The organism is Algoriphagus sp. CAU 1675, from assembly GCF_029222925.1.
In the GTDB taxonomy this organism is placed as follows: Bacteria; Bacteroidota; Bacteroidia; order Cytophagales; family Cyclobacteriaceae; genus Algoriphagus.
This window is the reverse complement of sequence record NZ_JARHUI010000004.1, coordinates 247,330-272,247: the sequence shown is the minus strand read 5'-3', so window position 1 is coordinate 272,247 and position 24,918 is coordinate 247,330. Positions and strand designations below refer to the sequence as shown.

The window sequence follows — 24,918 nt, the reverse complement described above, 5'->3', positions numbered from 1 at the left end:
TTTCCTGATTAGGTTTAATTGGGTTTTTAATCCAATGGTAATTTTTCCCATAATCTTTCCGAACTTTGATCACCCTAATTTTCTACGACATTTTGGAAACCAAAGTACTTTTCATCACGCCCCCATTTACCCAACTCAATACACCCTATCCGGCGACAGCCTACCTGAAAGGGTATCTAAATACACTTGGGTATTCTTCCAGGCAAATGGACTTGGGCATTGAAGTGATTCTTCGCCTTTTTTCCAAAAAGGGATTGACACAGGTATTTCAAGAAGTGGGGGAGAAGACTGGTGAACTGTCTGAAAATTCTGCCAGGATTTTCCGTCTGAGAAACAGGTATTTGCAAACTATAGACTCGGTTATCTCATTTTTGCAGGATAAAAATCCAACTTTGGCTTACAGGATTTCCGAAGAGGATTACCTTCCGGAAGCAAGCCGATTTGAGCAATTGGATGATCTGGAATGGGCCTTTGGGACGATGGGGATCCGGGATAGAGGACGCTATCTGGCTACTCTTTATTTGGAGGATTTAAGTGATCTGATAAAGGAAGCTATAGATCCCAAATTTGGATTTAGTCGATATGCTGAATCCTTGGCCTTATCAGCCAATTCTTTTGACGAACTGCATGAAGCACTGATGGAACCCTCTGGAATGATTGACCGGATGATGTGTGAAATTCTGGAAGAGAAAATCAGGCTATGGAAACCGGAATCCGTTGCTTTTTCAGATCCTTTTCCGGGAAATCTTTATGGAGCCTTGAAGTGCGGACAATATCTCAAATCAAATCATCCTCAAATCAAGCTTTGGATGGGAGGGGGCTACCCCAATACAGAACTTCGCTCTCTGAAGGAAACACGGGTTTTTGACTTCGTGGATTTCATTTTGCTGGATGATGGAGAGGCGCCTATTCGCTTGTTGTTGGAGTATTTGAGTGGGGACAGAGAGCTTCAGGAATTGAAGAGGACTTTTGTTCGAATGAAGGGCGAGGTAAAGTTTTTGAACAATTCAGCGGTTAAGGATGTGCCCCAGCGAGAAACAGGGACTCCTGATTACAGTGATTTGCCACTCCGGGAATACTTGTCAGTAATTGAGGTAGCAAACCCCATGCACCGCCTTTGGAGTGACGGTAGATGGAACAAACTGACACTTGCTCATGGCTGCTACTGGGGGAAATGCACCTTTTGTGATATTTCCTTAGATTATATTCAGCGCTATGAACCCATCAACGCCTCCATTCTTTGTGATCGGATTGAGGAGATTATAGCTCAGACAGGGAATAATGGATTTCATTTTGTAGATGAGGCGGCCCCACCTGCTCTGATGCGGGATTTGGCTATTGAGATTTTGAGAAGAGGGATTTCTGTGGTTTGGTGGACCAATATCCGTTTTGAAAGCAGTTTTACCGGTGATCTCTGTAGACTGCTGCATCGATCTGGGTGCATAGCGGTTTCAGGAGGTTTGGAGGTTGCTTCTGATCGGCTTTTGGCTTTGATTAAGAAAGGGGTGACCGTAGGGCAAGTAGCTCGGGTTTGCAATCATTTTACCCAAGCGGGGATAATGGTTCATGCCTATTTGATGTATGGTTTTCCTACTCAGACTGCACAGGAAACCATTGATTCTTTGGAGATGGTTCGTCAACTTTTTGATACGGGAGTCTTGCAGTCGGGTTTTTGGCACCGCTTTGCAATGACCGCTCACAGCCCTGTTGGTTTGGATCCCCAATCATTTGGAGTGATCAGTCAAATTTCTGAGCTGGGATCATTTGCGAACAACGAACTTCCTCATTTGGATCCATCGGGTGCAGATCACGGACTTTATGGAGAAGGTTTGAGAAAATCCCTGTTCAATTACATGCACGGGGTGGGTTTTGATATTCCCCTGAAAAACTGGTTTGACATCAAGGTTCCCCCAACATCCATCCCTAAAAATTATATATCCAAGGAAATCCAACGAGAAATGCCTGTTCAATACAAGGATCAGCAGCGTATACTCTGGATTGGGGAGCTGCCCGAAATACAGATTTTAGAACATGAGGGTATTTCGGAACTTATTTTTTCAGGGAAGAAGGAGGATTTTGCGATGGAACTTCCCTTGGAACTTGGAATATGGCTCGCTGAAATGTTGGCGGAAGTAAATTATTTAAAGCCTCTTCAGAATTTAAAGTCAATTCGTGAGGACTATGAAAAGAAATTTGAGGACTTTTCAGAATTAGTGGAATCTGAGGTTTGGGATATCTTGAGGGAACAGGGGCTTTTGGTTTTTTAAGCTGGAACTTAAGAACAGGAACAAGGTATCTAGTATTGTTTAGCAACTGGGCCAATGCACTTTTTTATTGGCGTTTCAAGTAGGATTGAATTAGGATTATTCCAATTTAATTTGGATTGTTTATTAGGACTAAATGAAGAGACTTTTTGAGGTAGGTTTTGTTGATTAATGGATTGATAGTTTTTTGAAATTAAAGAATTTAACTAAAGAAAAATTAAAAATTGAATATGGGTAATGGATTTTTTGCTGTATAAAATAATTTTAAGTTACTGAAAATCAGATAATTAATTTGAATTAATGGGTCATTTATTTAAATTAAGTATTCATGGACTTTTAAAATCAGTTTTATCCAGTCTTGAATTTGCCTAACAAAACCCATACACTATGAAAAATTCAAATAGTAATTCTCGAAGAAACTTTATTGGAACTCTTGCAGCGGGTTCTGCACTTGGGGGACTAACAGGTTTTACCCAACCAATCCTTGGAGTAGACACCAATAAGAACACAAAAGTTTTGCATGAAGCCGATGCTTGGTTCAATAAAGTAAAAGGCTCTCACAGGATCGTCTATGATGGATCCACTCCGCATGACGGTTTTCCGATTATTTGGAATTGGGCTTTTTATCTAACCAATAATCAAACGGAGAGTCCGGACTCAGATATCACAGCGGTAACTGTTTTGCGGCATAGTGCCATTCCCTTTGCCTTGGAAGACAAAATTTGGTCAAAGTACAAGCTTGGGGAGGTTTTTGGAGTGAATGATAAGCAAACAGGCTCGCCTTCTCTAAGGAATATAGTATATGAACCCAAACCAGGAGATTTCCCGGTACCCCAAATTCAGGGGATCAAAGATTTACAGGATAGAGGAGCGATGTTCTGTGTATGTGATTTGGCTCTTCAAGTTTACAGCCAGGGTGTAGCTTCACAAGTGAATGCTGATTCCGGAGAAGTTTATAAAGAATGGGTGGCCGGTGTACTGCCTGGAATCCAGATCGTTCCTTCCGGTGTGTGGGCTTTGGGAAGAGCCCAGGAACATGGATGTGCCTATGTATTCGCAGGAGGTTGATTTTACAATTTTATATTGCTGTAATCTAGAGATAAAAAGAGCCTAATTTGGGCTCTTTTTCACATTTACTTCCTTTGGTTTGATATTACTGATTGATTTTGATTGGTGAGGACTCTAGACCCTTTTCCCAAATTAAAAATTCACTAAATTGTTTTACAAACCACTAGCTTCTATGAACGAGCAGGCTTTTCAGAACAGAGAAATAGAAAAGACGTCAAGAGAAAGGCAAACTTTCTACAGGGTTACTTTTAATAATAATTCCCAGCTACTTAAAATTGCCGACAATAAGGCAAATATCATTATTAGCATCAATGCTTTGGTGATTTCTTCCATGGTGGCACTTGTAGGTTATGGTTCTGTTTCCAACCAGTTGGATATGGCTGACCTGTTGATGCTGATTCCTTTGATTTCTTTTTTATTGACCTGTTTGAGCTCGACGATTTTGGCGGTACAGGCCGCCAAACCAAAAATTGTTGGCAAATCCACCAATCCAAACAGTAAGAATTCGGTGATATTTTTTGGATCTGTATCCAATTTCACCAAGGAAGAGTATTTGGGAGAGCTTGAGAAAGTTATGACCTCCAAGGCCGAAATCATGGAGCAAATGTCAACTTCCCTGTATTATCAAAGTATGGTTCTCAACCATAAATACAAGTTGCTTCGGCATGCTTACCAAGTTTTTATGATCGGGTTGATCATTGGCGTGGTTGCATTTTTACTACAGCTCTTTGCTTGATTTCTTATTCAGGAATCGAAGACCTTGTCTTTTAGAAGATCTTCCACTACTTCCATTTCATAAACAGTAGTGATTTCCTCACAGCTTTCTCCTAGTTTTTTTCTCAAGACTTCTGCTTCTATGGGTAGTGTTTTAAGACTTTGCCAAGTTTCCCTGTCAGGCCATTTAGCATACCCTATGTAGGTGTTTTTTGAAGATAAGTGTAATCTTGAACCCCGACTTCCCTTGTGTTTATAAATTAGCTCTGTAAGTGCCTTCCATGCTTCAATAAAGGTGTCTTCTTCACCGGGTTTTACTTTAAACGAATAGACTGCAATAAACATAGGCTTTTCTTTTGTACAACTTGGGGGTAGATGAATTTACCCTGTTTAGGGTATTGTACAAAAAATGGTTTGAAGTTTTGCACCTGAATGATAAATTGAATGATCCCAAAATCACCCAAACTATGATACATCTGTTATTTCCTTTGCTGATTCAAGCAATGACCGGTCTATTTCATTCCCAACCCGCCTATTATGAAATGGGTGATTTTTTGAAAGTAAAGAAGATTGACACCCATACCCATCATAATTCCGAAAGTACTGCCTTGGCTGAGGCGGCCATTTCCTCTAATTTCTTTCTTCTTGATGTGAATGTGGATGCTCCCGGTTATCCTGATATTTCTGAGCAATTGAGATTGGCAGTCCATCAAAAGTCAAAAAATCCAGACCATTTGGACTTTCTGTCCACGATTTCCCTGGAAGGTTGGAATGACCCCAACTGGGCTGAAAAGGAAATTTCCAGGATTGAAAACTCCCTTGAACAAGGAGCACTAGGAATCAAAATCTGGAAAAACATTGGAATGACTTATAAAGATGAAAATGGAAATTTCATCATGGCAGACCATCCAAGACTGGAACCGATTTTCCAGTTTTTACTGGAAAAGGACAAAACCCTGATGGCCCATTTGGGAGAGCCCAAAAACTGCTGGCTACCCTTGGAAGAAATGACCGTAAACAACGACAGAAGTTATTTCAAGGAGCACCCGGAGTATCATATGTACCTTCACCCAGAATATCCTTCCTATGAACAACAGATTGAGGCGAGGGACAATTTGTTGTCAAAGTTTCCTGAAATCAGGTTTGTTGGAGCCCATTTGGGAAGTGTAGAGTGGGATGTGGATGAATTGGCTCGACGATTGGACCGGTTTCCAAATATGGCTGTGGACATGGCGGCCCGAATCGGTCATTTGCAGTTCCAGAGCCAAAAAGACCGGCAAAGGGTTCGGGATTTTATGATTCGGTATCAGGATAGATTGATCTATGGAACGGATTTGGCCATTGCTCAAAACTCCGATGATGCAGTTGTGAAAGAGCGAGCAAAAAAGACTTGGGAGCAAGATTGGAAGTATTTCGCAACCGAAGAATGGATGGAAGACCCTGTGGTGAATGGCTCATTTCAGGGCTTGCAGCTTCCAAAAGAGGTGATTGATAAAATCTATTTTCACAATGCCGTCAAATGGTTTAAAATCCAGTTGGATTAGGATTATTTATAAGTTAAAAAGGGGATGGGCTTTCAATAAACCCATCCCCTTTTTTATTAATTAAACCAGTCTTAATTAACTTTTAATAAGCTTCCTCTGCCACTCGGGTTCAAATTATACACCACGTATTTTCCTTTTTCATCGGATTGAACTTCCAAATCCCTCGTGCCATCATCGGTGCTGAGTTGGGCTTTCCCCCATTCATTTGGAAGGTAGGTTTTTAGAGTCAGGGGGATGAAATATACGTCTGGATCCAGATCAGTTTTCAGATTGACCTGAATTTGGTCACCGCTTACTTCAGTTTGGATTTGGGTAGCCTTTCGCTCACGGAGGTATTTGGTGACATCTCGGAAGGTGGAGATCCAGAGTTTATCCTCATTGGATTTCATGTAAGAGAAATATTCCACCAGTTCATTTCTGGATTTGGGTTCCCAACCCAGGTTTTCAACTCCGTGGAAAACCAATACCAACCAGTTGTTGTCATGGGAAAGAACTGTATCTACCCAAGCTTTCATCTGTCCTATTCCTATTTTAGTCAATGGTCCTCGTTGCCATTGAACGTACTCTTTGTCGGATTCTCCCGGAGTCATGGAAGAACCTCTATTGATCTCTTCCAGCCATTCTTCAGGCATTCGATTTCGAAGCGAAGGGTAGATTTTGTGTGCGTATTCCATGACGCGTTCATTTTCGGTTCCATACGGCCCTTCTGCAGAGAAGGTGGATTCTGGACCAATGTTTTTTAATAAGTCGGCCTTACTTTGCTCCAATTCATAGAGCATGTTGATTTCATCCAACACGGCAAGTCGGGGATGGGTTACGGTATGGGAGGCTATTTCATGACCTTGCGCTGAATAGGACCGATAGAGATCCCAAGATGTAGTGTCTTCGACATTATTGTGAAAAACCACATCGTCGGTATTTTTCATGGTCCCTTTTCGGATTTTTTCATATCCTTCGTCAATTAGGGCATAAGCTTCGGATATTTTGCCTTGTTCGAATAGAGATCCAACCCGGGCATGATAATCTTCGGCTTCTGAGGTTCCTGTGAATGCAATCAGGGAAGCTCGCTCAAAGAAATTGCTTGAATCAGTAGGGGTTTGGGCTGTTTCTGCAATAATTTCCTGTGGATCTCTTCCAATGAATTTTCCTTTTCCTGAGCCTTCGACTTTCCCCGTAATGATGTAAAAGGTAGCCGGCAATCCAAGACTGTCCATAATGGGTTTGGCAATGGTAAGCTGATTGACGATCCCATCATCATAGGTGACTGAGATGGCTCCGGTCTTGTTTCCTTGCCATTTGGTTATTTCAGTACTGACCTGAAAGGTTTCTGTTTGTGTGCAGGCAAAAGCTCCTAAAGCTAAGAGCCAAATTGAGTGGGAGAATTTCATTTTAGGTTTAAGTGTTTGGTAATACAATATGCCTAAAATGCCTTGAATTCGTAAACCATTTGTCAATTTTTGGAATGGAGATAAAGGCAAAAAAAAAGGCCGCTATTGCGGCCTTTCCTCAATCAATAGGTGTATTTGACGTATACTCGTTTGCTAATGGTCTGATTATCCGTTTGAATAAACATATCAGCCCCCATATTGCTGGCTTCCGCTCTTGCATTGATCATAAACTTGGGTGTTGGGACATTATCTCCGGCAATACTAACGTGATGTACTCTCAAACTACGAATAGAAAAAGTATTGCCGATTAATTGGGCCTTGGACTCTGCATTTTTCAAGGCTTCCACCAAAAGTTCGTTTTCTAGGGATTTACGAGTAGCTTCAGCAATCCCAAAGCTTAGATTAAAACTCATGTCTCCGGCATTTTGGATAGCATCAACGATTTTCTGCAAATCCGGATTGGTAGCATTGGTTTCTATTCTGAGCGTTTGGCGTGCCACATATCCACTGTCCCGGGAGCTTCCGCTACGATAGATTCGATTTATATCTACCGAATAATTATCTGCGATTAGTTTGTAGTCTCTGATCTTCCCTTTTTTTAGAGATTCGGCAAGTCTTTGAGTTTTTTGGTTTAAAGCTTGAACAGCATCGGTTACTTTAAGGGCTTTTTCTTCCAATGAAATAGAAAAAATTGCCTCATCAGGTGCGATTTTTCGCTCAGCATAGCCCTCTACTTCAATAAGGGGTATAGATTCGGTTTGCTGTGCAAAAACAGGTACAGCCAGTAGCAATGCAAAAAGGAAGGATAAAATCGGTTTCATAATAGTTGTGTTTAGATGTTCGATTTCAAACGGACAAAAGCTAAACCAGTTTACAAGAAATTAGGGAAAATTAAGATTCGATGAATTTGTCAAATCCATCCTGTACTTATTTCCACTCCAAAACTTCAATATTATTCAACTCAGGACCTCCACCACGGTTGGCAGAACCTGCAGCTACATAGATTTTTCCCTGATAGTAAACTACACCAGTCCCATGTCTTCCTTGATTTAGGTTGGGTAATTTGGACCAGGTTCCTGTTTGAGTGTCTAGAACTTCCACCTCGGAATGGGCAGGCACTTGGGTGTTGCTTTCACCATTCATGACTACCAACTTGGTTCCGTTGCTGATGGTGGAAGTTCCTGCCCTTGGGGTAGGTAGAGGGGCTGATACAGTACTCCAGGTTTGAGTATTGAAATCAAAGTAATCTACTTCCGGAATGGTCAAATCCAGTACTTTACCAATCGCCGCATGGGAAGTTCTTCCTCCTGCTAGGTATACCTTGTCCCCAACCAAAGTGGCACTGTGATGATCTCGGGGACGGGGAGCATCGGGAAGTATGGTCCATTCTCCAGTAGCTGGGTCATACTCATCAAACCAAGTGACATGTCCATCCCAATGTCCATCAATGATCCCACATACAAGATAGATTTTGTCGTCCCGGGAAAATACTCCCACCGATCCTCTCAACCTTTCTTCAGGGATTTTTGGTCCTTCCCTCCATTGCTTTGTTTCTGGGTTGAAAATCAGAAAATTAGGGATTGGTGTTTCATGAGGATAGCCTCCTGTAAAAGCACCGATTACATAAATTTCATTCTGGAATGCCAATGCCTGAAAATGATGGAAATTCATCGGTACATCTGCCAATGCAGTCCAGGTTTGGGTGACAGGATCGTATTCTTCTACAGGCCTATCGGCCCTTCCTCCCAATGCGTAGAACTTTCCATTCAATTCCACAAAGGAATTTTCATGTCGGGGAGAAGCTTCATTGGTGGTTTCAATTACTTCCCAATGGGATTCTTGTCCGAAGGCAGCAAATGCTATAAGGACAAGAATGGAGGTAAAATAGGATTTCATGGGTTTGTCGACTGGTTATTGATTTTGAATTTACTAAATTTTTCAGGCCTAAATCTTCAATCTAATTTGAATCAAGGATTTAGAGCTAAAAAAACCACGATTCTATTCGTGGTTTTTTATATTGGTGAATTTGAAATTGGGGCTTATTTCCCTAGATCCAGGATTTCTCCGATCTTATTGATGCTTGCCATTTCATCATAAATTCCATTGCTGTCTCCGGCGGAAATTTTGTCCCTGAAAGCCTGTAGATTGGCAATATATCCGTCCAAAGCACTCAATATATTCTCCTTGTTTTCGATGAGAATTGGAGCCCACATGGCAGGGCTGGATTTGGCTAGTCGAACCGTGGATGCAAAACCGGAACCAGCCATGTCGAAAATATTCTTGTCGTCTTCCATTTTTTGAAGGACTGTTTCTCCAAGCATAAAAGAGGAGATGTGAGAAAGATGGGAAACGAAAGCAAGATGGCGGTCATGTTCTTCGGGATCCATGAATCTTAGCTTCAAATTCAATGCTTCGAATAGTTCGTATGCCTTTTCCTTAAGGTGAAGATCTGTCTTTTCCAGTTCACAAAGGATCATCACTTTTCTGTCCAATAGGTCTGCAAATGCAGCTTTTGGTCCCGAATATTCTGTACCTGCAATAGGGTGTGCGGCAAGGTACTGTTTTCTTTTCGGATGGCTTTCCACCAGTTGGCAAAGTTTAGCCTTGGTAGAGCCCAAATCAAAAATCAGCGTTTCTTCACCGATTTGATCCAAAGTTTTCAGGAGTAATTCTCCCAATGAATCTGCGGGAGTGGCTAAAATGACCAAATCTGTATCTGCATCGGGGGCTTCTTTTGCTTCTGTGATAATGCCTAATGTCAAGGCGTCTTTCAGGTTTTTGGGGTTGGAGTCCGTTCCGGTCACAATGACTTCGGGGAATTTTCTTCTGGCTCCTAATCCAAAGGAACCTCCAAGAAGTCCAAGTCCGATAATGTGTATTTTTTGCATAATAGGTTAAGGTTTGATTCGATTAATTGCTTCCAGGATTTTAAATTCAGGCATGCAAAGGGAAATCCTCACGTGGCCTTCCCCGGCAGATCCGAAAATTTTTCCCGGAGTGATAAAGATGTTTTTTTCGTAGAGTAAGTAATCCACCAATTCCTCGGCATTTTTTCCTTCAGGAACTTTGCACCAAACAAATAGTCCTGCTTGTTCGGTGGAGTAACCCAAGCCTGCCAATTCAGCAAACTTCCATACAAGTTTTCTGCGGTTATTGTAAACATCGTCCAATTCCTGAAACCAGGGTTTTCCAAGACTCAGAGCTGCAATAGCCCCTTTTTGAATTCCCAAAAACATACCTGAATCCATGTTGGATTTGACTTTCAATACGGCATCGATCCAGTCAGCTCTACCACAAAGCATGCCTACTCTCCATCCGGGCATATTAAATGTTTTGCTGAGGGAATTGAGTTCAAGGGCTACTTCGTCCGCCCCAGGAATACTGAGAATGCTTAGCGGTTCAGAGTTTAGAATATGGCTGTAGGGGTTGTCATTGATAAGAACCAAATCATGCTTTTTGGCGAAGGAAACCAGTTCAGAAAAAAGCTCCTTACTTCCTGCCGCACCGGTTGGCATGTGCGGGTAATTGACCCACATTAATTTGACCTTACTCAGATCTGATTTTTCAAGTGTCTCAAAATCAGGTCTTCCTTTACGGTTTGGGTCAAGCCTGTAATAGATGGGTTCGGCTTCCACCAGTTTGGTTACTGAGGAATAGGTAGGGTAGCCAGGATCAGGGATCAAAACCTGGTCTCCGGGGTTTAAGAAAGTCATACTGATGTGCATGATACCTTCTTTTGATCCCATCAGGGGCAAAATTTCCTTGAAAGGATTCAGCTCTACATCATATTCTTTTTTGTAAAACTCCGCGATTTTGATTCTCAATTCAGGAATTCCCTGGTAATTCTGATAGCCGTGGGATTGGGCTTGATCAACGGTTGTTTTCATCGCATCGATGACCCTCTGGTCTGGAGCTAGGTCTGGACTTCCGATTCCAAGGTTGATCACAGGCTTGCCATCTGCAATCAATTGATTGACTTCTCTGAGTTTTGCGGAGAAATAATATTCCTGGACGCTGTCTATTCTATGCGCAAATCCTTTCATGCCTTTCTGCTCTTATATTCTCCAAAGATTTTTACGTCTCCAAAATCCTTTTGAATCAGGTCCATGGCTTCTAAAAACTGAGCATAATCCGAAAATTCCGCATCTATGAAAAAGGAATATTCCCAAGGTTTTTCGATAACGGGGATAGATTGGATTTTGCTGAGGTTTAGGCCTTTCTCAGCGATCATAGTTAGTAGTTTGGCAAGTCCACCAGCCTGATTTTGGATAGTAACTTTGAAGGAGGCTTTGTTTGGAGTTTCTGTGGCCTCTACTTTTTCTTTCTGCAAAATGATAAACCGTGTGAAGTTATCCTTCACGGTCTGAATATTTTTGGCCAATATCTCCAACCCATAGATTTCCGCTGCGATTTCACTGGCAATTGCGGCTACACCTTTGAGCTTTTCCTCAGCAATCCTTTTTGCCACCGAAGCCGTGTCCAAATCATCGATTTGCAGGATCTGGGGATGCTGGGCCAGAAATGCCTTGCACTGTAGCAATGCCATAGGGTGGGAGCGGACTTCATTAATGTCTTCTATTTGTTGCCCGGGCAAAGCCATAAACTGATGGGCAATGGGCAGGTAAAATTCCTCCCTGATGTGAAGCCCATAGCGATCTATGAGATCATAATTGGGTAAAATTGCCCCAGCTATGGAGTTTTCTATGGCCATTACCCCAAAATCCGCTGTGTCAAATGCCAGGGATTTGGCAACGGTCTCAAAAGTGTTGAATGGCAGAATCTCTACTTCGTTTCCAAAAACTCTCAGTGCCACCTGATGGTGATAGGATCCCGGAACTCCTTGTATGGCTATCTTTCGTTGGCTCATGATTTGGTTTCCATGGAAATGTGGAGTAATTCGCAATGTTTCCAGAAGCTGGGGTAAGACTTGTTTACAACTTCGGGATCTTCGATCAATACCTTTGTCTTGGTTACCAATGGCATAAATGCCATGGCCATTCGGTGGTCTTCATAAGTATGGATTTGGACCTCGTTTGGCATCGTGACAGAAGGAATGATTCTGAAGACTTCCGGTTCAATTTCCCTGAGCTCGGCATTGAATTTTGCCAATTCCTGCTGTAAGGCATATATCCGATCTGTTTCCTTAATTCGCAGACTTTCCAAACCTGTGAAAATGCTGTCCTGTCCCAAAATTGCGCAGGTTACAGCTACTGTTTGAGCAAGGTCCGGACAATGTGTAAAATCCCAACTCTTAAGTCCTTTCACAGGCTGTTTCTGTAAAAGGATCCCACCGTCCTTGAAGGTGCTTTTTACGCCTAAATGGTCCATGATCTCAACAATTTTGGAATCTCCCTGAAGACTATTTTCCTTCAAACCTTCTAAAAACAATGCTCCTGAATCGGAGCAGGCGAGTAAGCTAAACCAATAACTTGCCCCTGACCAGTCACTTTCCACAGCAAATTCAGTGGGCTTATAGGCTTGATGAGCTACTTTTATTTTGTTTCCATCCCAGCTATACTGAATCCCAAATTGAGCCATGAGCTCAAGAGTCATTTCTATATAGGTTCTGCTGCCCACTTTTCCTTCCAGTTCGATTTCCAATCCTAAAGGCAAAACAGGAGCAATCATCAGCATGGCTGAAATATATTGGCTGGATACATCACCCCGGATTTTTACTTTATCCGTTTTTTGCTCCGAAAGCCCATGGATGGCCAAAGGAGGATAGCCCTCCACATTGAGGTAATGAATTTCTCCACCTATGCTTCTTAGTGCATCCACCAGAATCCCAATAGGTCTTTCACACATTCTTGGGGTTCCTGTCATTACCTTGTTTTGGTTGGTGACAGTTGCATAAGCAGTCAAAAAGCGCATGGTAGTCCCTGCATCGAGAACATCATAAACCGGAGGGTTTTTCTTCAGGAGACTGATCATGGTTTGGGTGTCTCTTGCTTCAGCAAGATTGCTGATTTTGTTTTTGCCTTCAGTCAAGGCGTCAATTACCAATACCCGATTGGATTCGCTTTTAGAAGAGGGAAGAGGGATGGAAGTATTGGCGAACTCTGATTTTTGTGCCAGGCTTAAAATACCCATGATATACTTTGTGGTTTCTTTGGTTTAGGAGAGGCTTTGATAGTAAGCGATTGATTCCCGGATTTCTTCCCGGGTGACGGGGATGTTGTAGGTACAGTCCCCAATTGAATTCAGCAAGGAAAACATCAGCGTGCTTCCTTCGTTTTTCTTGTCCTGAAGGCAAAAGTCCAATATGGCTTCTATTTCACGGTTTTCGATTTGAATTTTTCCGAAAACGCTTAAAAAGGCCTGTTCGATTTGTTTGAGTTCTGTTTCAGGTAAGCTCAATTTTTTTGAGGAAAGCCAAGCTTCGCATATCATTCCTGCAGCTATGGCTTCGCCATGAAGTAAATGCTTCGGGCTGTCCAGGTAATAGGTTTCAAAGGCATGACCTACGGTATGTCCGAAATTGAGGATCTTTCTAAGACCGGATTCTTTCGGGTCCTCAAGGACTACGCTTTTTTTGATTTCTACTGAATGCCGGATCAATTCAGTCCAATTGGAATTTTCCCAATTTTTTAGATCCAGATTTTCGAAATAGCTTTTGTCCCGGATCAGCCCATGCTTCATGATTTCGGCAAAGCCTGAACGCAATTCCTGAAGGGGTAGGGTCTCTAGAAATTCCGGGGCAATGAGTACTGTTTCGGGTTCATTAAAGACCCCCAAATGGTTTTTTAATCCTTGAAAATCCACTCCCAGTTTTCCTCCAACACTTGCGTCTACCTGAGAAAGCAGGGTAGTGGGAATATTGACAAATCGAATTCCTCTTTTGTAAATACTGGCACAAAATCCTCCCATATCTCCCAAAACACCTCCTCCTAAATTGATAAGTAAGGCTTTGCGGTCAAGTTGGGCGGCAGTCATCTTAGACCAGATTTGGGTGCAGGTGTCCAGGTTTTTGTGGATTTCTCCTGCCGGAATAGTGAAATGAACCGAGTCTGCCGGTATGGAATGGCTGATTTTTGGAAGGCAATGTAGCTTGGTGTTTTCGTCAGTAAGTACAAAAATTCTGGAATAGGAATATTCCTTTAGCACTTGTCCGAGATCCTGGGCTATGGACTTTGAAAAGAGTATTGGATTCACCAAGAAATAAGTTTTCGAATTCTAATTTAAGACAAATTAGGGTAAGGGGAAGTCACACCTTCCCCTTGAAACCTTAATAAGCTCAGCTTTATTGTATTACTTTTTTACTGCTTCGGCTTCGCGAAGTTGTTTTTCTTGACGCTTTACGGATTCCTCATGGATGGAGTAAAGCAATTCTTTCATGAATTTCTCGCTCAAGTGTTTTTCCACGCCTTTTTTGGTTCGGCTTTCCATTACATCTTTCCAGCGGTCAGACTGAAATACGGTTAGGTGATGCTCTCTTTTGTGAGAACCGATCTGGTCAATCACGGCAAATCTTTCCTGAAGAATGTCCAAAAGCTGATCATCTAGGTGATCCACTGCACGTCTTAGGTCTTGAAGACGCTCATCTGGTTTCATGTTTTCCAATGGCTCTTTGAAGTCGATCGCATTGATCATTTCCTTCAAGGCTTTTGGAGTCACTTGTTGCTTGGCATCAGACCAGGCTTTGTCTGGATCGTGGTGTGTTTCTATCATGAGACCATCCAAACCAAAGTTCATGGCGCGCTGGGCTACTTCCAACAAACCATCCCGGCGACCTACGATGTGGGAAGGGTCATTGATTACTTCCATTCCAGTCCAAACACGCTTCAGGTGGATCGGCATAGACCAGTTTGGCTTGTTTCTGAAACGTTTGTCATAAGCATCAGAAAAACCTCTATGAATGGCTGCTAGTTTGTCAATTCCTACTGCGTACATTCTTTCCAATGCGCCTATCCAAAGATCAAGATCCGGGTTCATTGGGTTTTTGATCATTACTGGAATGTCAACACCCCGAAGAACTTCAGCGATTTCCTGAACCGCAAATGGATTCACAGTAGTACGGGCACCGATCCAAAGCACGTCTACTTTATGCTTCAAAGCAAGTTCAGCATGGGCAGCATTTCCGACCTCCACAGTAATGGGAATGTTCAGATTATGCCGAACAATTTCCATCCACTTTAATCCTTCTTCTCCGACACCTTCAAAGCTACCCGGTCTAGTTCTGGGTTTCCAGATACCGGCACGGAACATTTGAGGAATCATGTTCTCGTCCTTCATTTCCTTTACAATTTGCTCGATCTGCTCCGGAGTTTCTGCAGAGCATGGTCCGGCAATAATTAGCGGGGTGGTAAGTCCTAATCCCCAATCCTTAATTTGTTTGTGAGGTTTCATACGGCTGAGCGTGTTTAATTAAAAAAGCCCGACTCTTTCGAACCGGGCTTTTGTATTTATTTATTTCTTTTAGTTTTTGGCTAGACAATACACAGCTCCGATTCGATTTTTGCTTCGAAAGTAAAAGTAAAAGAAGGTAAAATAGATTGCTGCTGTGATTAACATGTTTCAAATGTAAGGGGTGTAATTTTAAATTCAAATTAAATTTTCAGCATTTTTTTGATTTTTCATTAAAAAAAGGAGGTTTGGGTTGTGATTCGGTAAATTCTCTAATTTTTTCGATTCAAAACAGAATAAAATTTGGAATGTTTTGTTTCGCCCCATACTTATTAGTAAATCAATGGGGTGGGTTTCTTGTTTTGAAGCTTATCTTGTCAATTATCCGAATACGATTTTGATCAGGAATCCATGATTTCAGTCTGCTTCTTTATCGATTCTTGGTGAATCAGGCTCATAATTTCCCTGACTAACTCGGGGCTTATTTCAAGAGAGTTAGCCCACCCGCTACGACTTTGGAGAATATCTTGCCATCGCTCCATTTGAAGCACAGCTACATTGTTGAGCTTTTTGTAAGCTCCTATTTTTTCAACCAAATTCATTCTTCGATGAATGGCTTCGAGGAGTTCATGGTCTGCTTGGTCGATTTGGTGCCGGATTTCTTCCAATTGATCGAGCATTTCTGGAGCTTCGAATCTGATTTTTCGGGTTTTTAGATTTTTGAGAATATTTCCCAAATCGAAGGGAGTGACTTGTTGGGTCGCATCTGACCAAGCCTGATCCGGGCTGATGTGTGATTCAATCATGAGTCCGTCAAAATTCAAGTCCAATGCCTTTTGGGCAATTAGTGGGACCAATGATCTCTTGCCTGAAATATGGCTAGGATCATTGATCATTGGGATTTCCGGGAAATGGCTCTTGAATTCAATTGGAAGTTGCCACATGGGGGAGTTTCTATGGATGCTGTCCCGAAAATTGCTGAATCCTCTGTGAATGGCTGCGATTTGCCGGATCCCGGCATTTGCGATTCTTTCAACTGCTCCCAGCCAAAGGCTGAGGTCAGGATTTACCGGGTTTTTGATCAAGACTGGAATTTTACTCCCTTTTAATGAATCCGCTATTTCTTGAACCGTAAATGGATTGACGGTGGATCTTGCGCCAATCCATACAAAATCAATTTGATGCTTCAGTGCAGCTTCCACATGTTTGGAGGATGCTACTTCTACTCCAAATTGTATGGGAAATTCTTTTTTTACCTCTTCAATCCAGGGTAAGGCTACCGTTCCCAGTCCTTCAAAACTTCCAGGTCTTGTTCTAGGTTTCCATACACCTCCTCTAATGATAGAAATTCCCTGAGCGTTTAATTCCTTTATGGTGGAAAAAAGCTGCTCCGGACTTTCCACACTACAGGGGCCTGCTATAATGAGCGGGGAATTGTTTTCATCCCGGTGAAGCGGTTCGAATAATGAATTCAAGGCTTTTATATTTTGGGTTTAAACTCTGTCAATTGGATATTGGTTTTCAAAGCTACCAATGATCTGAAAATCACACTCCCAATCTTTCCAAATATCCCAACAAAAACCAAGCAGGAGAGGTTTTTTTGATATCTTTGCAGCTTTATTTGAGCATTATGCCTGTAAAACCCAAAATTTCTTTCGAGAACTTAGAAGTTGCTTTTGCATCCAAAAGTGATGCAGAACTCAGAAAAATGTATCTGATTTTTGCAACGCTCAATAACAATCTGATTTCAGGTTTGGGCATTGGGCTTGCAAATTTGGCTTTCAAGTTGCGTTTCCCGGTAAAGGGAATCATGAAAAAGACCATGTTTGGCCATTTTTGTGGAGGGGAGACCATTCTCGAATCCATTCATGCCTGTAAAAAGCTAGCTGAGTATGGGATTGAGTCTATCCTTGACCTTTCCGTTGAGGGGAAAGGGGACGAAGATAGTTTTGATAAAACTGCCGAGGAAATCTACCAAACGATGGTAGAATCGGCAAAGACGGATTACATGCCTTTTGGGGTATTCAAAACCACCGGCTTGGGTGATTTTCATTTGATGACGAAGCTGCAAAATGGCGAGAAGTTGTCATCAGAAGAGCAAAAGGCTTTCGACCGTCTGAAGGGTAGGGTGGACCGACTTTGCAAAACCGCTCATGACCTTGGTCTCAAAATTCTGGTGGACGCCGAGGAGTCCTGGTTCCAGGATGTGATTGATGACCTTGCATATGAGGCCATGGAAAAATATAACCGTGAACGCTGTGTGGTGTACAATACCTACCAGATGTATAGGCATGATTCTCTGGACAGACTGAAAAAGGCACATGAAGTTGCCAAGCAAAAGGGATTTCTTTTTGGAGCAAAGCCAGTGCGTGGGGCCTATATGGAGAAAGAAAGGGAGAGAGCAGAGGAAATGGGATATCCTGATCCCATCCAGCCCAACAAGGCCGCAACGGATCGGGATTATGATTTAGCAATAGAATATTGTGTCCAAAATGGAGTCCATCTGGTTTGTGCTTCCCATAATGAGAAGAGTAACTTGGAACTTACAAAGTTGATGAACAAGTATGGCATAGATCCAAAATCTGACTTGGTCTACTTTTCTCAGCTCTATGGAATGAGTGATAATATTTCCTTCAATCTTGCAAAGGCAGGTTTCCGGGTAGTGAAGTATGTGCCATATGGACCCGTGGAGAAAGTTATGCCCTATTTGACAAGGAGAGCTGCCGAAAATACCTCTATTGCAGGGCAAAGTAGCCGTGAGTTTGATTTGGTCAGGCGGGAAATAAGAAGGAGAAAACAGTAAAACATTCTGAATATCTATAAAGTAGAATCAGGAAAGATTTAGAACCTATAATTCAATTTATACAATGCAACTTCTGAGCGAACAGGAACTTGAACGCAGAAAAGACCGGGAAGAACTCATCCAGTTAGGTGTAAATCCCTATCCGGCTGAGGCTTTTCCAATCAATGTGACTGCGGAAGATATTCACAGGAACTACGAAAACAGAAAAACTGACTATAAGGACATTTCAATCGCAGGTAGATTGATGAGTCGAAGAATCATGGGTTCGGCTTCTTTTGCTGAAATCCAGGATTCAACCGGTAGACTTCAAATCTATGTTCGAAGAGATGATATCTGCCCAGGGGAAGACAAAACTCTATATAACACCGTATTTAAGAAGCTTCTGGGAATTGGGGATTTCATCGGGATCAAAGGGTATATTTTTACTACCCAGACAGGTGAGATTTCCTTACATGTGACCGAATTGAAGGTTCTTTCCAAATCTGTCAAGCCTCTTCCTGTAGTTAAAAGAGACGAAGAAGGGAATGTATTTGATGGGTTTACTGATCCCGAATTGCGATACAGACAGCGCTATGTGGACTTGACTGTTAACCCAGAGGTTAAGGAGACCTTTATAACCCGTTCTAAAATCATTTCCAACATGCGTAGATACTTTGATGATCACGGTTGGTTGGAAGTGGAAACTCCGATTCTTCAGGCAGTCCATGGCGGAGCGGCAGCCAGGCCGTTCCAGACCCATCACAATACCTTGGATATGCCTTTGTTCCTTCGTATCGCCAATGAGCTTTATCTCAAAAGGCTGATTGTAGGAGGCTTTGACGGAGTTTATGAGTTTGGTAAGATGTTCCGTAATGAGGGAATGGACCGAACCCATAACCCAGAATTTACTTCCATGGAAATCTATGTGGCCTACAAAGACTACATCTGGATGATGGAGATGGTGGAGGATTTATTGGAAAAAGTAACCTTGTCCATTCATGGTGATACAGTGGTTAAAGTGGGAGATCAGGAAATTAATTTTGCTGGCCCATATAGAAGGTTGACTATGTATGATTCCATTAAGAAATATGCAGGAGTTGATGTAAGCCATATGGATGAGGCCGAACTCAGGGAAGTTTGTAAAAAACTGGCCATTGAGGTGGACGACACCATGGGACGAGGCAAGCTAATAGATGAGATTTTTGGTGCCAAAGTCGAAGCGAACTTGGTTCAGCCTACCTACATTACAGATTATCCAATCGAAATGACACCTCTGGCCAAAAAGCACAGAAGTGAGCCTGGTTTGGTGGAACGTTTTGAACTTTTTGTCAATGGAAAGGAAATCGCAAATGCCTATTCAGAATTGAACGACCCGATAGATCAGAGAGAGCGCTTTGAGGATCAATTGAAGTTGGCTGCACGTGGAGACGATGAAGCAATGGCGATGGATGAGGATTTCCTACGGGCATTGGAATATGGTATGCCTCCAACATCGGGCTTGGGTATTGGAATTGACCGGTTGACCATGATGCTGACCAATAAAACTACCATTCAGGAAGTTTTATTCTTCCCTCAAATGAGACCGGAGAAAAAAGCGGTGGAACTAACTGAAGAGGAAAAAGTGATCATGGATTTGTTGAGTCAAAACCATCCAGCTTCTCTGCCGGAACTGAAAGCCCAATCTGGCCTGAGCGGCAAAAAATGGGATGTTTCCATGAAAGGGCTTTCTCAAAAAGGCTTGGTCAAAGTGACCAAGGAAGGAGAGAGTTTAACAGTGGATTTGGTTGGGTAAATTGGAGATGAGCCATAAGAACAAAAAAACCGGAAGTGATTCCGGTTTTTTTGTTTAACAGAAAATTAGAAGCAGTTTTTTAATTCTTTTCCTTATCGGCATAGCCAAAAACTTTCTGAAGGAGAGGGCTTGTCCGAGCGCTGATGTTTTCTCGGATTTTTAGCTCTTCTTTAGCGATTTCTATAAACAATCCCTGTATTGCCTTTTCTGTCACATAGGCAGTCAAATCGGTACTAACAGGCTTCACTAAGGGGATTTTGTTGTATCGGACCATGACATCTCCCCAATACTTGGTGGCATTGACTTTTCCCAAACTGGATTCAATAATAGGGGAGAATTTTTCTGTCAAAGCATTTGTGGTGCTTTCTTGAAAATACTGGGTTGCGGCATTGTTTTCACCAAGTAGAATTTGCTGGACATCCTGAAAGCTCATTTGCTTGATCGCATCTGTAAAAATTGGTTTGGCCTCCTGAGCCGCATCCTCTGCTGCCCGGTTAAGACTGGTGATCACCTGATCACACAGGGAATTGAGACCGATGTTTCTGAGTGTTTTTTCCACTTTTTGTGCCTCCTCGGGAAAAAGGATTTTGACTTCCAGATTTTTAAGATAGCCATCTTCAACTGAAAGCCTGTCAGCGCTGATTCCTGTTCCTTTTTCCAAAGCCTCTTTTAGACCGTTACTGATTTCGTAGGTACTTGGGGTGGAAGAAATTTGCCCAGCTTTTTCAAGAATTTTTCCGATTTGTGCACTGGACTGACAGGATGTAAGGGAAAATAACAAGATAAATGCTGAACTTAGAATGGAGTGGCTAAAGAAGAATTTCATGATAGGAGTAGTTGGATTGGTAAGTCTTTTATACCCGGGAGATGTAGGTCAGGTTTTTTTATTAGCCAAAGTAAGGCCAATCTCCAATATAGTTTCCTTTAAAAGTTTTTTGTTTAATTCGTTCTTTGCTAATAAAATCTTGAAAAAATTTACGAATATTCAATTTTATATTGATTTAATGTTAAATTAAAAATATATAAGCTTATTTATTGATAATTCTATAATATGAATTTGAGAATCAATTCTGAATTTGGAACCCTGAGAGCGGTTTTGATGCATCGTCCCGGAAAGGAAATCGACCGCCTGACTCCTTACAACAAGGAGTATTTGCTTTTTGAAGACGTCCCCTATTTGGAGGCATTGCAGAAAGAGCATGATGCCTTTTCGAATTTGATCAAGGAGACTACAGGTGCTACAGTGTTCCAGCTCAGAGAACTGCTTATTAGGGTGCTGTATGATCAGGATATTTTGCTTCGTTTGATGCAGGAATCCTTAAAAAGGGCTGGCTTGTCCCATTTTGCCGAAGCGATTCTGGAGCGGTACTCCACAGCAGAGTGTGCGACTATTCTGACTTCAGGTCTCAAGATCCATGAATTGAAAAGAAAAATCCCTCAATTAAATACTGGTGAGTTGATGGATTCAGCTTTCGCTATTACCCCATGTCCCAACCTGTATTTTCAGCGGGATCCCATGGCTTTGACCCCGGGCGGGATTATTTTTTCCTCCATGAAGATGGAGGGTAGACAAAGGGAGGCGAATTTGCTTCGGACGGTTTTTGAAAACCATCCCGAATTCAAAGACCATGTGAAAACCCTCTACCCGGTGAATGGGCATGATACTCCTCCCAGTATTGAGGGAGGGGATGTGATCATTCTTTCCCATGAAGCGGTAGCAATTGGGAATTCAGAGCGGACTGACGAAAAAGCCATATATCATGCGGCGAAGGCTTTGTTGGCAGAGGGGACAGTTCAGCGGGTCTATGAGGTTCATTTACCCAAAAAACGTCAGTTCATGCATTTGGACACCGTGTTTACGGTATTGGATGAGAATTTGGTCCTGGCTTATCCCGATGCCATGAACTCCGTACTTCAGACTTCGCTTTACACTCTGAAGGATATTCAGGGAGACCGCGTCAATATCAAAAGAGAAGTTCTGAAAGAATCACTACTGACTGTATTGGCCAGAGAAATTCCTCATTTGGAGGTTTTGTCCACAGGAGACGGCAATCCGGATTATTCCATGCGGGAGCAGTGGTTTGATGGAGCCAATGTCTTTGCTGTTGGACCAAGAAGGGTGATTTCCTATAACAGGAACCTTCATACCAACCGGGCTTTGAGAAATATGGGAGTGGAGGTGTTCGAAATCCCTTCTTCTGAACTTAGTCGAGGGCTTGGAGGGCCAAGATGTATGACGATGCCATTGAGCAGGGCACGAGTTTGATGGGGTTATCGGTCGAAGAAGGAACGTCTTCTGGATACCTTCAGGTCTTGAAGAATACTGGATTTGACCCGGATATCGATGCTATAGGAAGTAAATCGTCCAAAGGGCATCCAGGATACATTCATCTGCCAGCAATGAAGATCCCTGGCAATTCCGATCATGGTTTGTGTGATTTTTTTCGTTTGTAAATCGATCCCGGAATTGAAGTTGATTTTCCATTTTTCTGAAATGGAAAGATCTCCGGACATATTCATCGCCTGAGTGATGTTGGTGGTGCCGCTGGTTTGTTTGTTGTAGGAAAGGTTGTAACCAAAAGTTAGATTCCAAGGAATATTCCAGTCAATATATTGACTGGGGTCACTGACGATTTGATTGATCTGACTTTCCACAAATTCATTCATCATCCCGCCCTGTCTTAGAAATTCATTAGTTAGTTCGTCTCTGACCTCACCCGGGTTTTGGGCATTACTTGGATTCAGGGATGCATTTAGGTTCAGGGATGCATTTCTTATGGTTCCCAGGCCTTGCCCTTTATTCCAGGCAAATTCATTGATCCTTCTAGTTATTTCCCTCCCGTTCGAACCTGCAAATGTTCCGGTAGCATAGGGGTCCAAAGTTGTACTTAGGTTCACAGAGAGTTTTCTGTCAAAGAAACTGGTCCTCGCTCTCACACTGATGGGGGACAGCTGAAAGGAGTCCGCTGCAAAATTGTAGGAGGTGTTCAAATCCAAATTTTCGATTAGAGGGATTTTTTTGGTGCTTTCCTCAGATAACGAGTCCTCTCCTGTTTTGATTTTTGCCTCAATTACGCTTCTCAGTCCTATGTTTAAAGCTCTGGATTCTCCTTGGGGGGCTCCTCCGTAAATAAATCCCTGGTGTCGACTGTATAATCTAGTATCGCCTTCTGCATTGGTCTGTACGTTTTGGTAATACCCAAATGAAGGATCGGTGAAATCCGGAGTATAGCTAAATCCAAAAGTGGGTTGAATGTGCTGTCGTATCGTTTGGATTTTCCCCTTTTTGAAATTGAAAAAGCCATAAACGTTGGTGCTTAGACCGAAAGAACTGGAATAATAGGTGACCCTGTTGAACCCATTTTCAACAATTTGATCCACCCGTTCAGATACAGGATTGTAGAAGTAATTGATGCGCTGCAGGTACCAAAGTTCATTGATGTTCATAGAAGCAGTTCCTGTGAAATACTTGAACAGGGTAAAGTTCGAGCTGATGGGGATTCTGTGCTGAGCTCCGTTATTGGCGTTTTTCAGAAGGAGATTGAAATTGTTTGGGGTAAATGGAATCAGGTTTGTGCTGGTTGTTGATCCCAATTCGGGATCGATGGGTACCAGTGGACGTGGCTTGTTGGTAATTGAATTTTGGAAATCAAAAGTCCAGGCAATATTCAGCGTTTTTAAAGGTTCGAACTTCACATTGCGGAATGGACTTTGCCGGTTCATGCTCACGTTCAGGGTAGGGAGTCTTAATCTTACTTCTCCAGAAGTCACGGATTGTGAGTGCTGCATACTGGAGGACATAGAAAATGGAGTTCCCGAAAAGGTCTTTGTAAAATTGATATTGGACTGAAGATCCGAGGTGACGTTATTCTGAAAATTGAACTGGTTGACCACATTGTTGAAATAGCTGGTACTACCGGCATTGACAGAGGCAGAGAATCTGCTTGTTCCCCTGCTTTCCGGTGTATGATTCCAAGTGATTCGGAACGTATTGTAGTCTAAAGGCGTGAGTTCTGTTTCAGGAGATTTGAATTTTTGGAAATCCAAATTGAATCCTCCTCCGAATCTGTACCGCTTTTTATATACAGATTGGGATTTGATTCCCCAACCACCTTTGGAATAAATGTCGCCAGTTACCCTCGCATGGATAAAATCATTGAAAGCAAAATAGTATCCAAAGTCCTTGAGGAATAGTCCCCGAATCTTCTCCTGTCCATAGGTTGGAAAAACAATCCCCGAGGCTTTTTCTTCAGGAGTATTTGGAATTAAACCAAAAGGAAGTCCAAGCGGGGTCGGGATGCCGTTGAAATACAGGTTGAAAGGACCGGATACAACTTGTTTTCCTTCAATTGACTTCAGTTTATTGGAGGAAATATGCCAGTGTGGTTTAGTTAGTTTACAAGTGGTATAATACCCATGATCCAAATAAATACTTCCATCATCAGTTTTCTTGATCGTTTCTCCTCTCAGGATCCCATCTTGCTGTTCGGTTACTACATCTTTGATGATTGCCTTTTGGGTCTTGAAATTGTAGCGCATTTCCTTTCGGATTTCATACACCGCAGCTCCATCTTTAAAAAATGGATTTCCGCTTATGGCTCCAAGGCTATCAGTGACTCCGGTAGCATATAATTCGGAATTCTCCCAATCAATCACGATGATATCCGCATCCAATCTCATCTCTCCATATTCAAACCATGCCTTGTTATAGAGATATACCTTGTTGGTTTCAAAATCCGTGACAATACTATCTTCAGCGAAATAGGTAATTTCGGTCTGGATTCCATTTGCAGGCACAATTTTTGTCGAATCTGTCACCGAAAGTGTATCAGCAGGAATCTGCAGGGTGTCAATCCTTGAAAATGCAGGCGGAACTTCAAGCGTGTCGGGAGCAGACAAAGGTCTTTCAACCGGTCTGACAGGCCGCTGGGCAGTTGCCACCAATGGCAAATTCAGGATCAGAAAAAAACAAATGAAAAAGAGCTTGATTCCCTGCACTACTGCTTGCGCTTTGATTGATTTG

20 protein-coding genes are annotated in these 24,918 nt (G+C 42.3%); 7 read left to right on the top strand and 13 right to left on the bottom strand.

The window, feature by feature from the left end:
• Positions 1–92: 92 nt before the first annotated feature.
• The 3 genes from P2G54_RS11175 (at position 93) to P2G54_RS11165 (ending at position 4,068) form a co-directional block, all read left to right on the top strand.
• Positions 93–2,267 carry a radical SAM protein gene (locus P2G54_RS11175; RefSeq protein WP_275871526.1) on the top strand — a complete coding sequence of 725 codons (2,175 nt, stop codon included), beginning with the start codon at positions 93–95 and terminating at the stop codon, positions 2,265–2,267.
• Between the two features lie 384 nt (positions 2,268–2,651).
• On the top strand, positions 2,652–3,332 hold the full coding sequence (locus P2G54_RS11170) for a twin-arginine translocation signal domain-containing protein (protein WP_275871140.1): 681 nt from the start codon (positions 2,652–2,654) through the stop codon (positions 3,330–3,332).
• 172 nt (positions 3,333–3,504) lie between these two features.
• The gene (locus tag P2G54_RS11165) at positions 3,505–4,068 is read left to right on the top strand and encodes a Pycsar system effector family protein (RefSeq protein ID WP_275871138.1); all 564 of its coding nucleotides are present in this window, start codon (positions 3,505–3,507) and stop codon (positions 4,066–4,068) included.
• Positions 4,069–4,076: 8 nt separating this feature from the next.
• Here the strand turns inward: P2G54_RS11165 and P2G54_RS11160 are convergent, their stop codons facing one another.
• Positions 4,077–4,391, bottom strand: a complete 315-nt coding sequence (locus P2G54_RS11160; protein WP_275871136.1) for an antibiotic biosynthesis monooxygenase — start codon at positions 4,389–4,391, stop codon at positions 4,077–4,079.
• A gap of 122 nt (positions 4,392–4,513) precedes the next feature.
• On the opposite strand from P2G54_RS11160, the gene P2G54_RS11155 reads away from it, so the two are divergent.
• The gene (locus P2G54_RS11155) at positions 4,514–5,590 is read left to right on the top strand and encodes an amidohydrolase family protein (protein ID WP_275871134.1); all 1,077 of its coding nucleotides are present in this window, start codon (positions 4,514–4,516) and stop codon (positions 5,588–5,590) included.
• A 71-nt stretch (positions 5,591–5,661) separates the two neighbouring features.
• Here the strand turns inward: P2G54_RS11155 and P2G54_RS11150 are convergent, their stop codons facing one another.
• The 10 genes from P2G54_RS11150 to P2G54_RS11105 all read right to left on the bottom strand — a co-directional run bounded on the left by P2G54_RS11150 (position 5,662) and on the right by P2G54_RS11105 (position 16,796).
• Positions 5,662–6,978, bottom strand: a complete 1,317-nt coding sequence (locus P2G54_RS11150; RefSeq protein WP_275871132.1) for a polysaccharide deacetylase family protein — start codon at positions 6,976–6,978, stop codon at positions 5,662–5,664.
• A gap of 122 nt (positions 6,979–7,100) precedes the next feature.
• Complete coding sequence (locus tag P2G54_RS11145) at positions 7,101–7,799, bottom strand: SIMPL domain-containing protein (protein ID WP_275871130.1); 699 nt, start codon at positions 7,797–7,799, stop codon at positions 7,101–7,103.
• A gap of 106 nt (positions 7,800–7,905) precedes the next feature.
• On the bottom strand, positions 7,906–8,874 hold the full coding sequence (locus P2G54_RS11140; protein WP_275871128.1) for a kelch repeat-containing protein: 969 nt from the start codon (positions 8,872–8,874) through the stop codon (positions 7,906–7,908).
• Between the two features lie 143 nt (positions 8,875–9,017).
• Positions 9,018–9,866 (bottom strand): prephenate dehydrogenase, encoded by an 849-nt coding sequence (locus P2G54_RS11135; protein WP_275871126.1) that lies wholly within the window; start codon positions 9,864–9,866, stop codon positions 9,018–9,020.
• A 6-nt stretch (positions 9,867–9,872) separates the two neighbouring features.
• The gene (locus P2G54_RS11130) at positions 9,873–11,021 is read right to left on the bottom strand and encodes an aminotransferase class I/II-fold pyridoxal phosphate-dependent enzyme (protein WP_275871124.1); all 1,149 of its coding nucleotides are present in this window, start codon (positions 11,019–11,021) and stop codon (positions 9,873–9,875) included.
• A complete protein-coding gene (locus tag P2G54_RS11125; protein ID WP_275871122.1) occupies positions 11,018–11,845 on the bottom strand; it encodes a prephenate dehydratase in 828 nt (275 codons plus the stop codon). Before P2G54_RS11125 ends, P2G54_RS11130 begins: the two co-directional genes overlap by 4 nt.
• Complete coding sequence (locus P2G54_RS11120; RefSeq protein ID WP_275871120.1) at positions 11,842–13,068, bottom strand: 3-phosphoshikimate 1-carboxyvinyltransferase; 1,227 nt, start codon at positions 13,066–13,068, stop codon at positions 11,842–11,844. The genes P2G54_RS11125 and P2G54_RS11120 overlap by 4 nt, the downstream gene beginning before the upstream one ends.
• A gap of 24 nt (positions 13,069–13,092) precedes the next feature.
• Positions 13,093–14,130, bottom strand: coding sequence for a 3-dehydroquinate synthase (gene aroB / locus P2G54_RS11115; RefSeq protein ID WP_275871118.1), 1,038 nt, complete (start codon positions 14,128–14,130; stop codon positions 13,093–13,095).
• A gap of 96 nt (positions 14,131–14,226) precedes the next feature.
• Complete coding sequence (locus P2G54_RS11110) at positions 14,227–15,324, bottom strand: chorismate mutase (RefSeq protein ID WP_275871116.1); 1,098 nt, start codon at positions 15,322–15,324, stop codon at positions 14,227–14,229.
• 398 nt (positions 15,325–15,722) lie between these two features.
• Entirely contained in the window at positions 15,723–16,796 is a 1,074-nt protein-coding gene (locus P2G54_RS11105; protein ID WP_275871114.1) for a bifunctional 3-deoxy-7-phosphoheptulonate synthase/chorismate mutase type II, read from the bottom strand.
• 155 nt (positions 16,797–16,951) lie between these two features.
• Here P2G54_RS11105 and P2G54_RS11100 point away from each other — a divergent pair, with 155 nt between their 5' ends.
• Together P2G54_RS11100 and lysS are read left to right on the top strand one after the other, a co-directional pair.
• On the top strand, positions 16,952–18,124 hold the full coding sequence (locus P2G54_RS11100; protein ID WP_275871112.1) for a proline dehydrogenase family protein: 1,173 nt from the start codon (positions 16,952–16,954) through the stop codon (positions 18,122–18,124).
• Positions 18,125–18,188: 64 nt separating this feature from the next.
• Positions 18,189–19,895 (top strand): lysine--tRNA ligase, encoded by a 1,707-nt coding sequence (gene lysS, locus P2G54_RS11095; protein WP_275871110.1) that lies wholly within the window; start codon positions 18,189–18,191, stop codon positions 19,893–19,895.
• A 79-nt stretch (positions 19,896–19,974) separates the two neighbouring features.
• On the opposite strand, the gene P2G54_RS11090 is transcribed toward lysS, so the two are convergent.
• Positions 19,975–20,721, bottom strand: coding sequence for a DUF4197 domain-containing protein (locus P2G54_RS11090; RefSeq protein WP_275871108.1), 747 nt, complete (start codon positions 20,719–20,721; stop codon positions 19,975–19,977).
• 225 nt (positions 20,722–20,946) lie between these two features.
• On the opposite strand from P2G54_RS11090, the gene P2G54_RS11085 reads away from it, so the two are divergent.
• Positions 20,947–22,161, top strand: a complete 1,215-nt coding sequence (locus tag P2G54_RS11085; protein ID WP_275871106.1) for an arginine deiminase family protein — start codon at positions 20,947–20,949, stop codon at positions 22,159–22,161.
• Positions 22,162–22,166: 5 nt separating this feature from the next.
• On the opposite strand, the gene P2G54_RS11080 is transcribed toward P2G54_RS11085, so the two are convergent.
• Complete coding sequence (locus P2G54_RS11080; protein ID WP_275871104.1) at positions 22,167–24,893, bottom strand: putative LPS assembly protein LptD; 2,727 nt, start codon at positions 24,891–24,893, stop codon at positions 22,167–22,169.
• Positions 24,894–24,918 lie beyond the last annotated feature (25 nt).

Bases quoted from the DNA above. Each gene is read 5' to 3' on its own strand.
- P2G54_RS11170 (WP_275871140.1), top strand. From the start codon at position 2,652: ATGAAAAATTCAAATAGTAATTCTCGAAGAAACTTTATTGGAACTCTT.
- P2G54_RS11165 (WP_275871138.1), top strand. From the start codon at position 3,505: ATGAACGAGCAGGCTTTTCAGAACAGAGAAATAGAAAAGACGTCAAGA.
- P2G54_RS11160 (WP_275871136.1), bottom strand. From the start codon at position 4,391: ATGTTTATTGCAGTCTATTCGTTTAAAGTAAAACCCGGTGAAGAAGAC.
- P2G54_RS11155 (WP_275871134.1), top strand. From the start codon at position 4,514: ATGATACATCTGTTATTTCCTTTGCTGATTCAAGCAATGACCGGTCTA.
- P2G54_RS11150 (WP_275871132.1), bottom strand. From the start codon at position 6,978: ATGAAATTCTCCCACTCAATTTGGCTCTTAGCTTTAGGAGCTTTTGCC.
- P2G54_RS11145 (WP_275871130.1), bottom strand. From the start codon at position 7,799: ATGAAACCGATTTTATCCTTCCTTTTTGCATTGCTACTGGCTGTACCT.
- P2G54_RS11140 (WP_275871128.1), bottom strand. From the start codon at position 8,874: ATGAAATCCTATTTTACCTCCATTCTTGTCCTTATAGCATTTGCTGCC.
- P2G54_RS11135 (WP_275871126.1), bottom strand. From the start codon at position 9,866: ATGCAAAAAATACACATTATCGGACTTGGACTTCTTGGAGGTTCCTTT.
- P2G54_RS11130 (WP_275871124.1), bottom strand. From the start codon at position 11,021: ATGAAAGGATTTGCGCATAGAATAGACAGCGTCCAGGAATATTATTTC.
- P2G54_RS11125 (WP_275871122.1), bottom strand. From the start codon at position 11,845: ATGAGCCAACGAAAGATAGCCATACAAGGAGTTCCGGGATCCTATCAC.
- P2G54_RS11120 (WP_275871120.1), bottom strand. From the start codon at position 13,068: ATGGGTATTTTAAGCCTGGCACAAAAATCAGAGTTCGCCAATACTTCC.
- P2G54_RS11110 (WP_275871116.1), bottom strand. From the start codon at position 15,324: ATGAAACCTCACAAACAAATTAAGGATTGGGGATTAGGACTTACCACC.
- P2G54_RS11100 (WP_275871112.1), top strand. From the start codon at position 16,952: ATGCCTGTAAAACCCAAAATTTCTTTCGAGAACTTAGAAGTTGCTTTT.
- lysS (WP_275871110.1), top strand. From the start codon at position 18,189: ATGCAACTTCTGAGCGAACAGGAACTTGAACGCAGAAAAGACCGGGAA.
- P2G54_RS11090 (WP_275871108.1), bottom strand. From the start codon at position 20,721: ATGAAATTCTTCTTTAGCCACTCCATTCTAAGTTCAGCATTTATCTTG.
- P2G54_RS11085 (WP_275871106.1), top strand. From the start codon at position 20,947: ATGAATTTGAGAATCAATTCTGAATTTGGAACCCTGAGAGCGGTTTTG.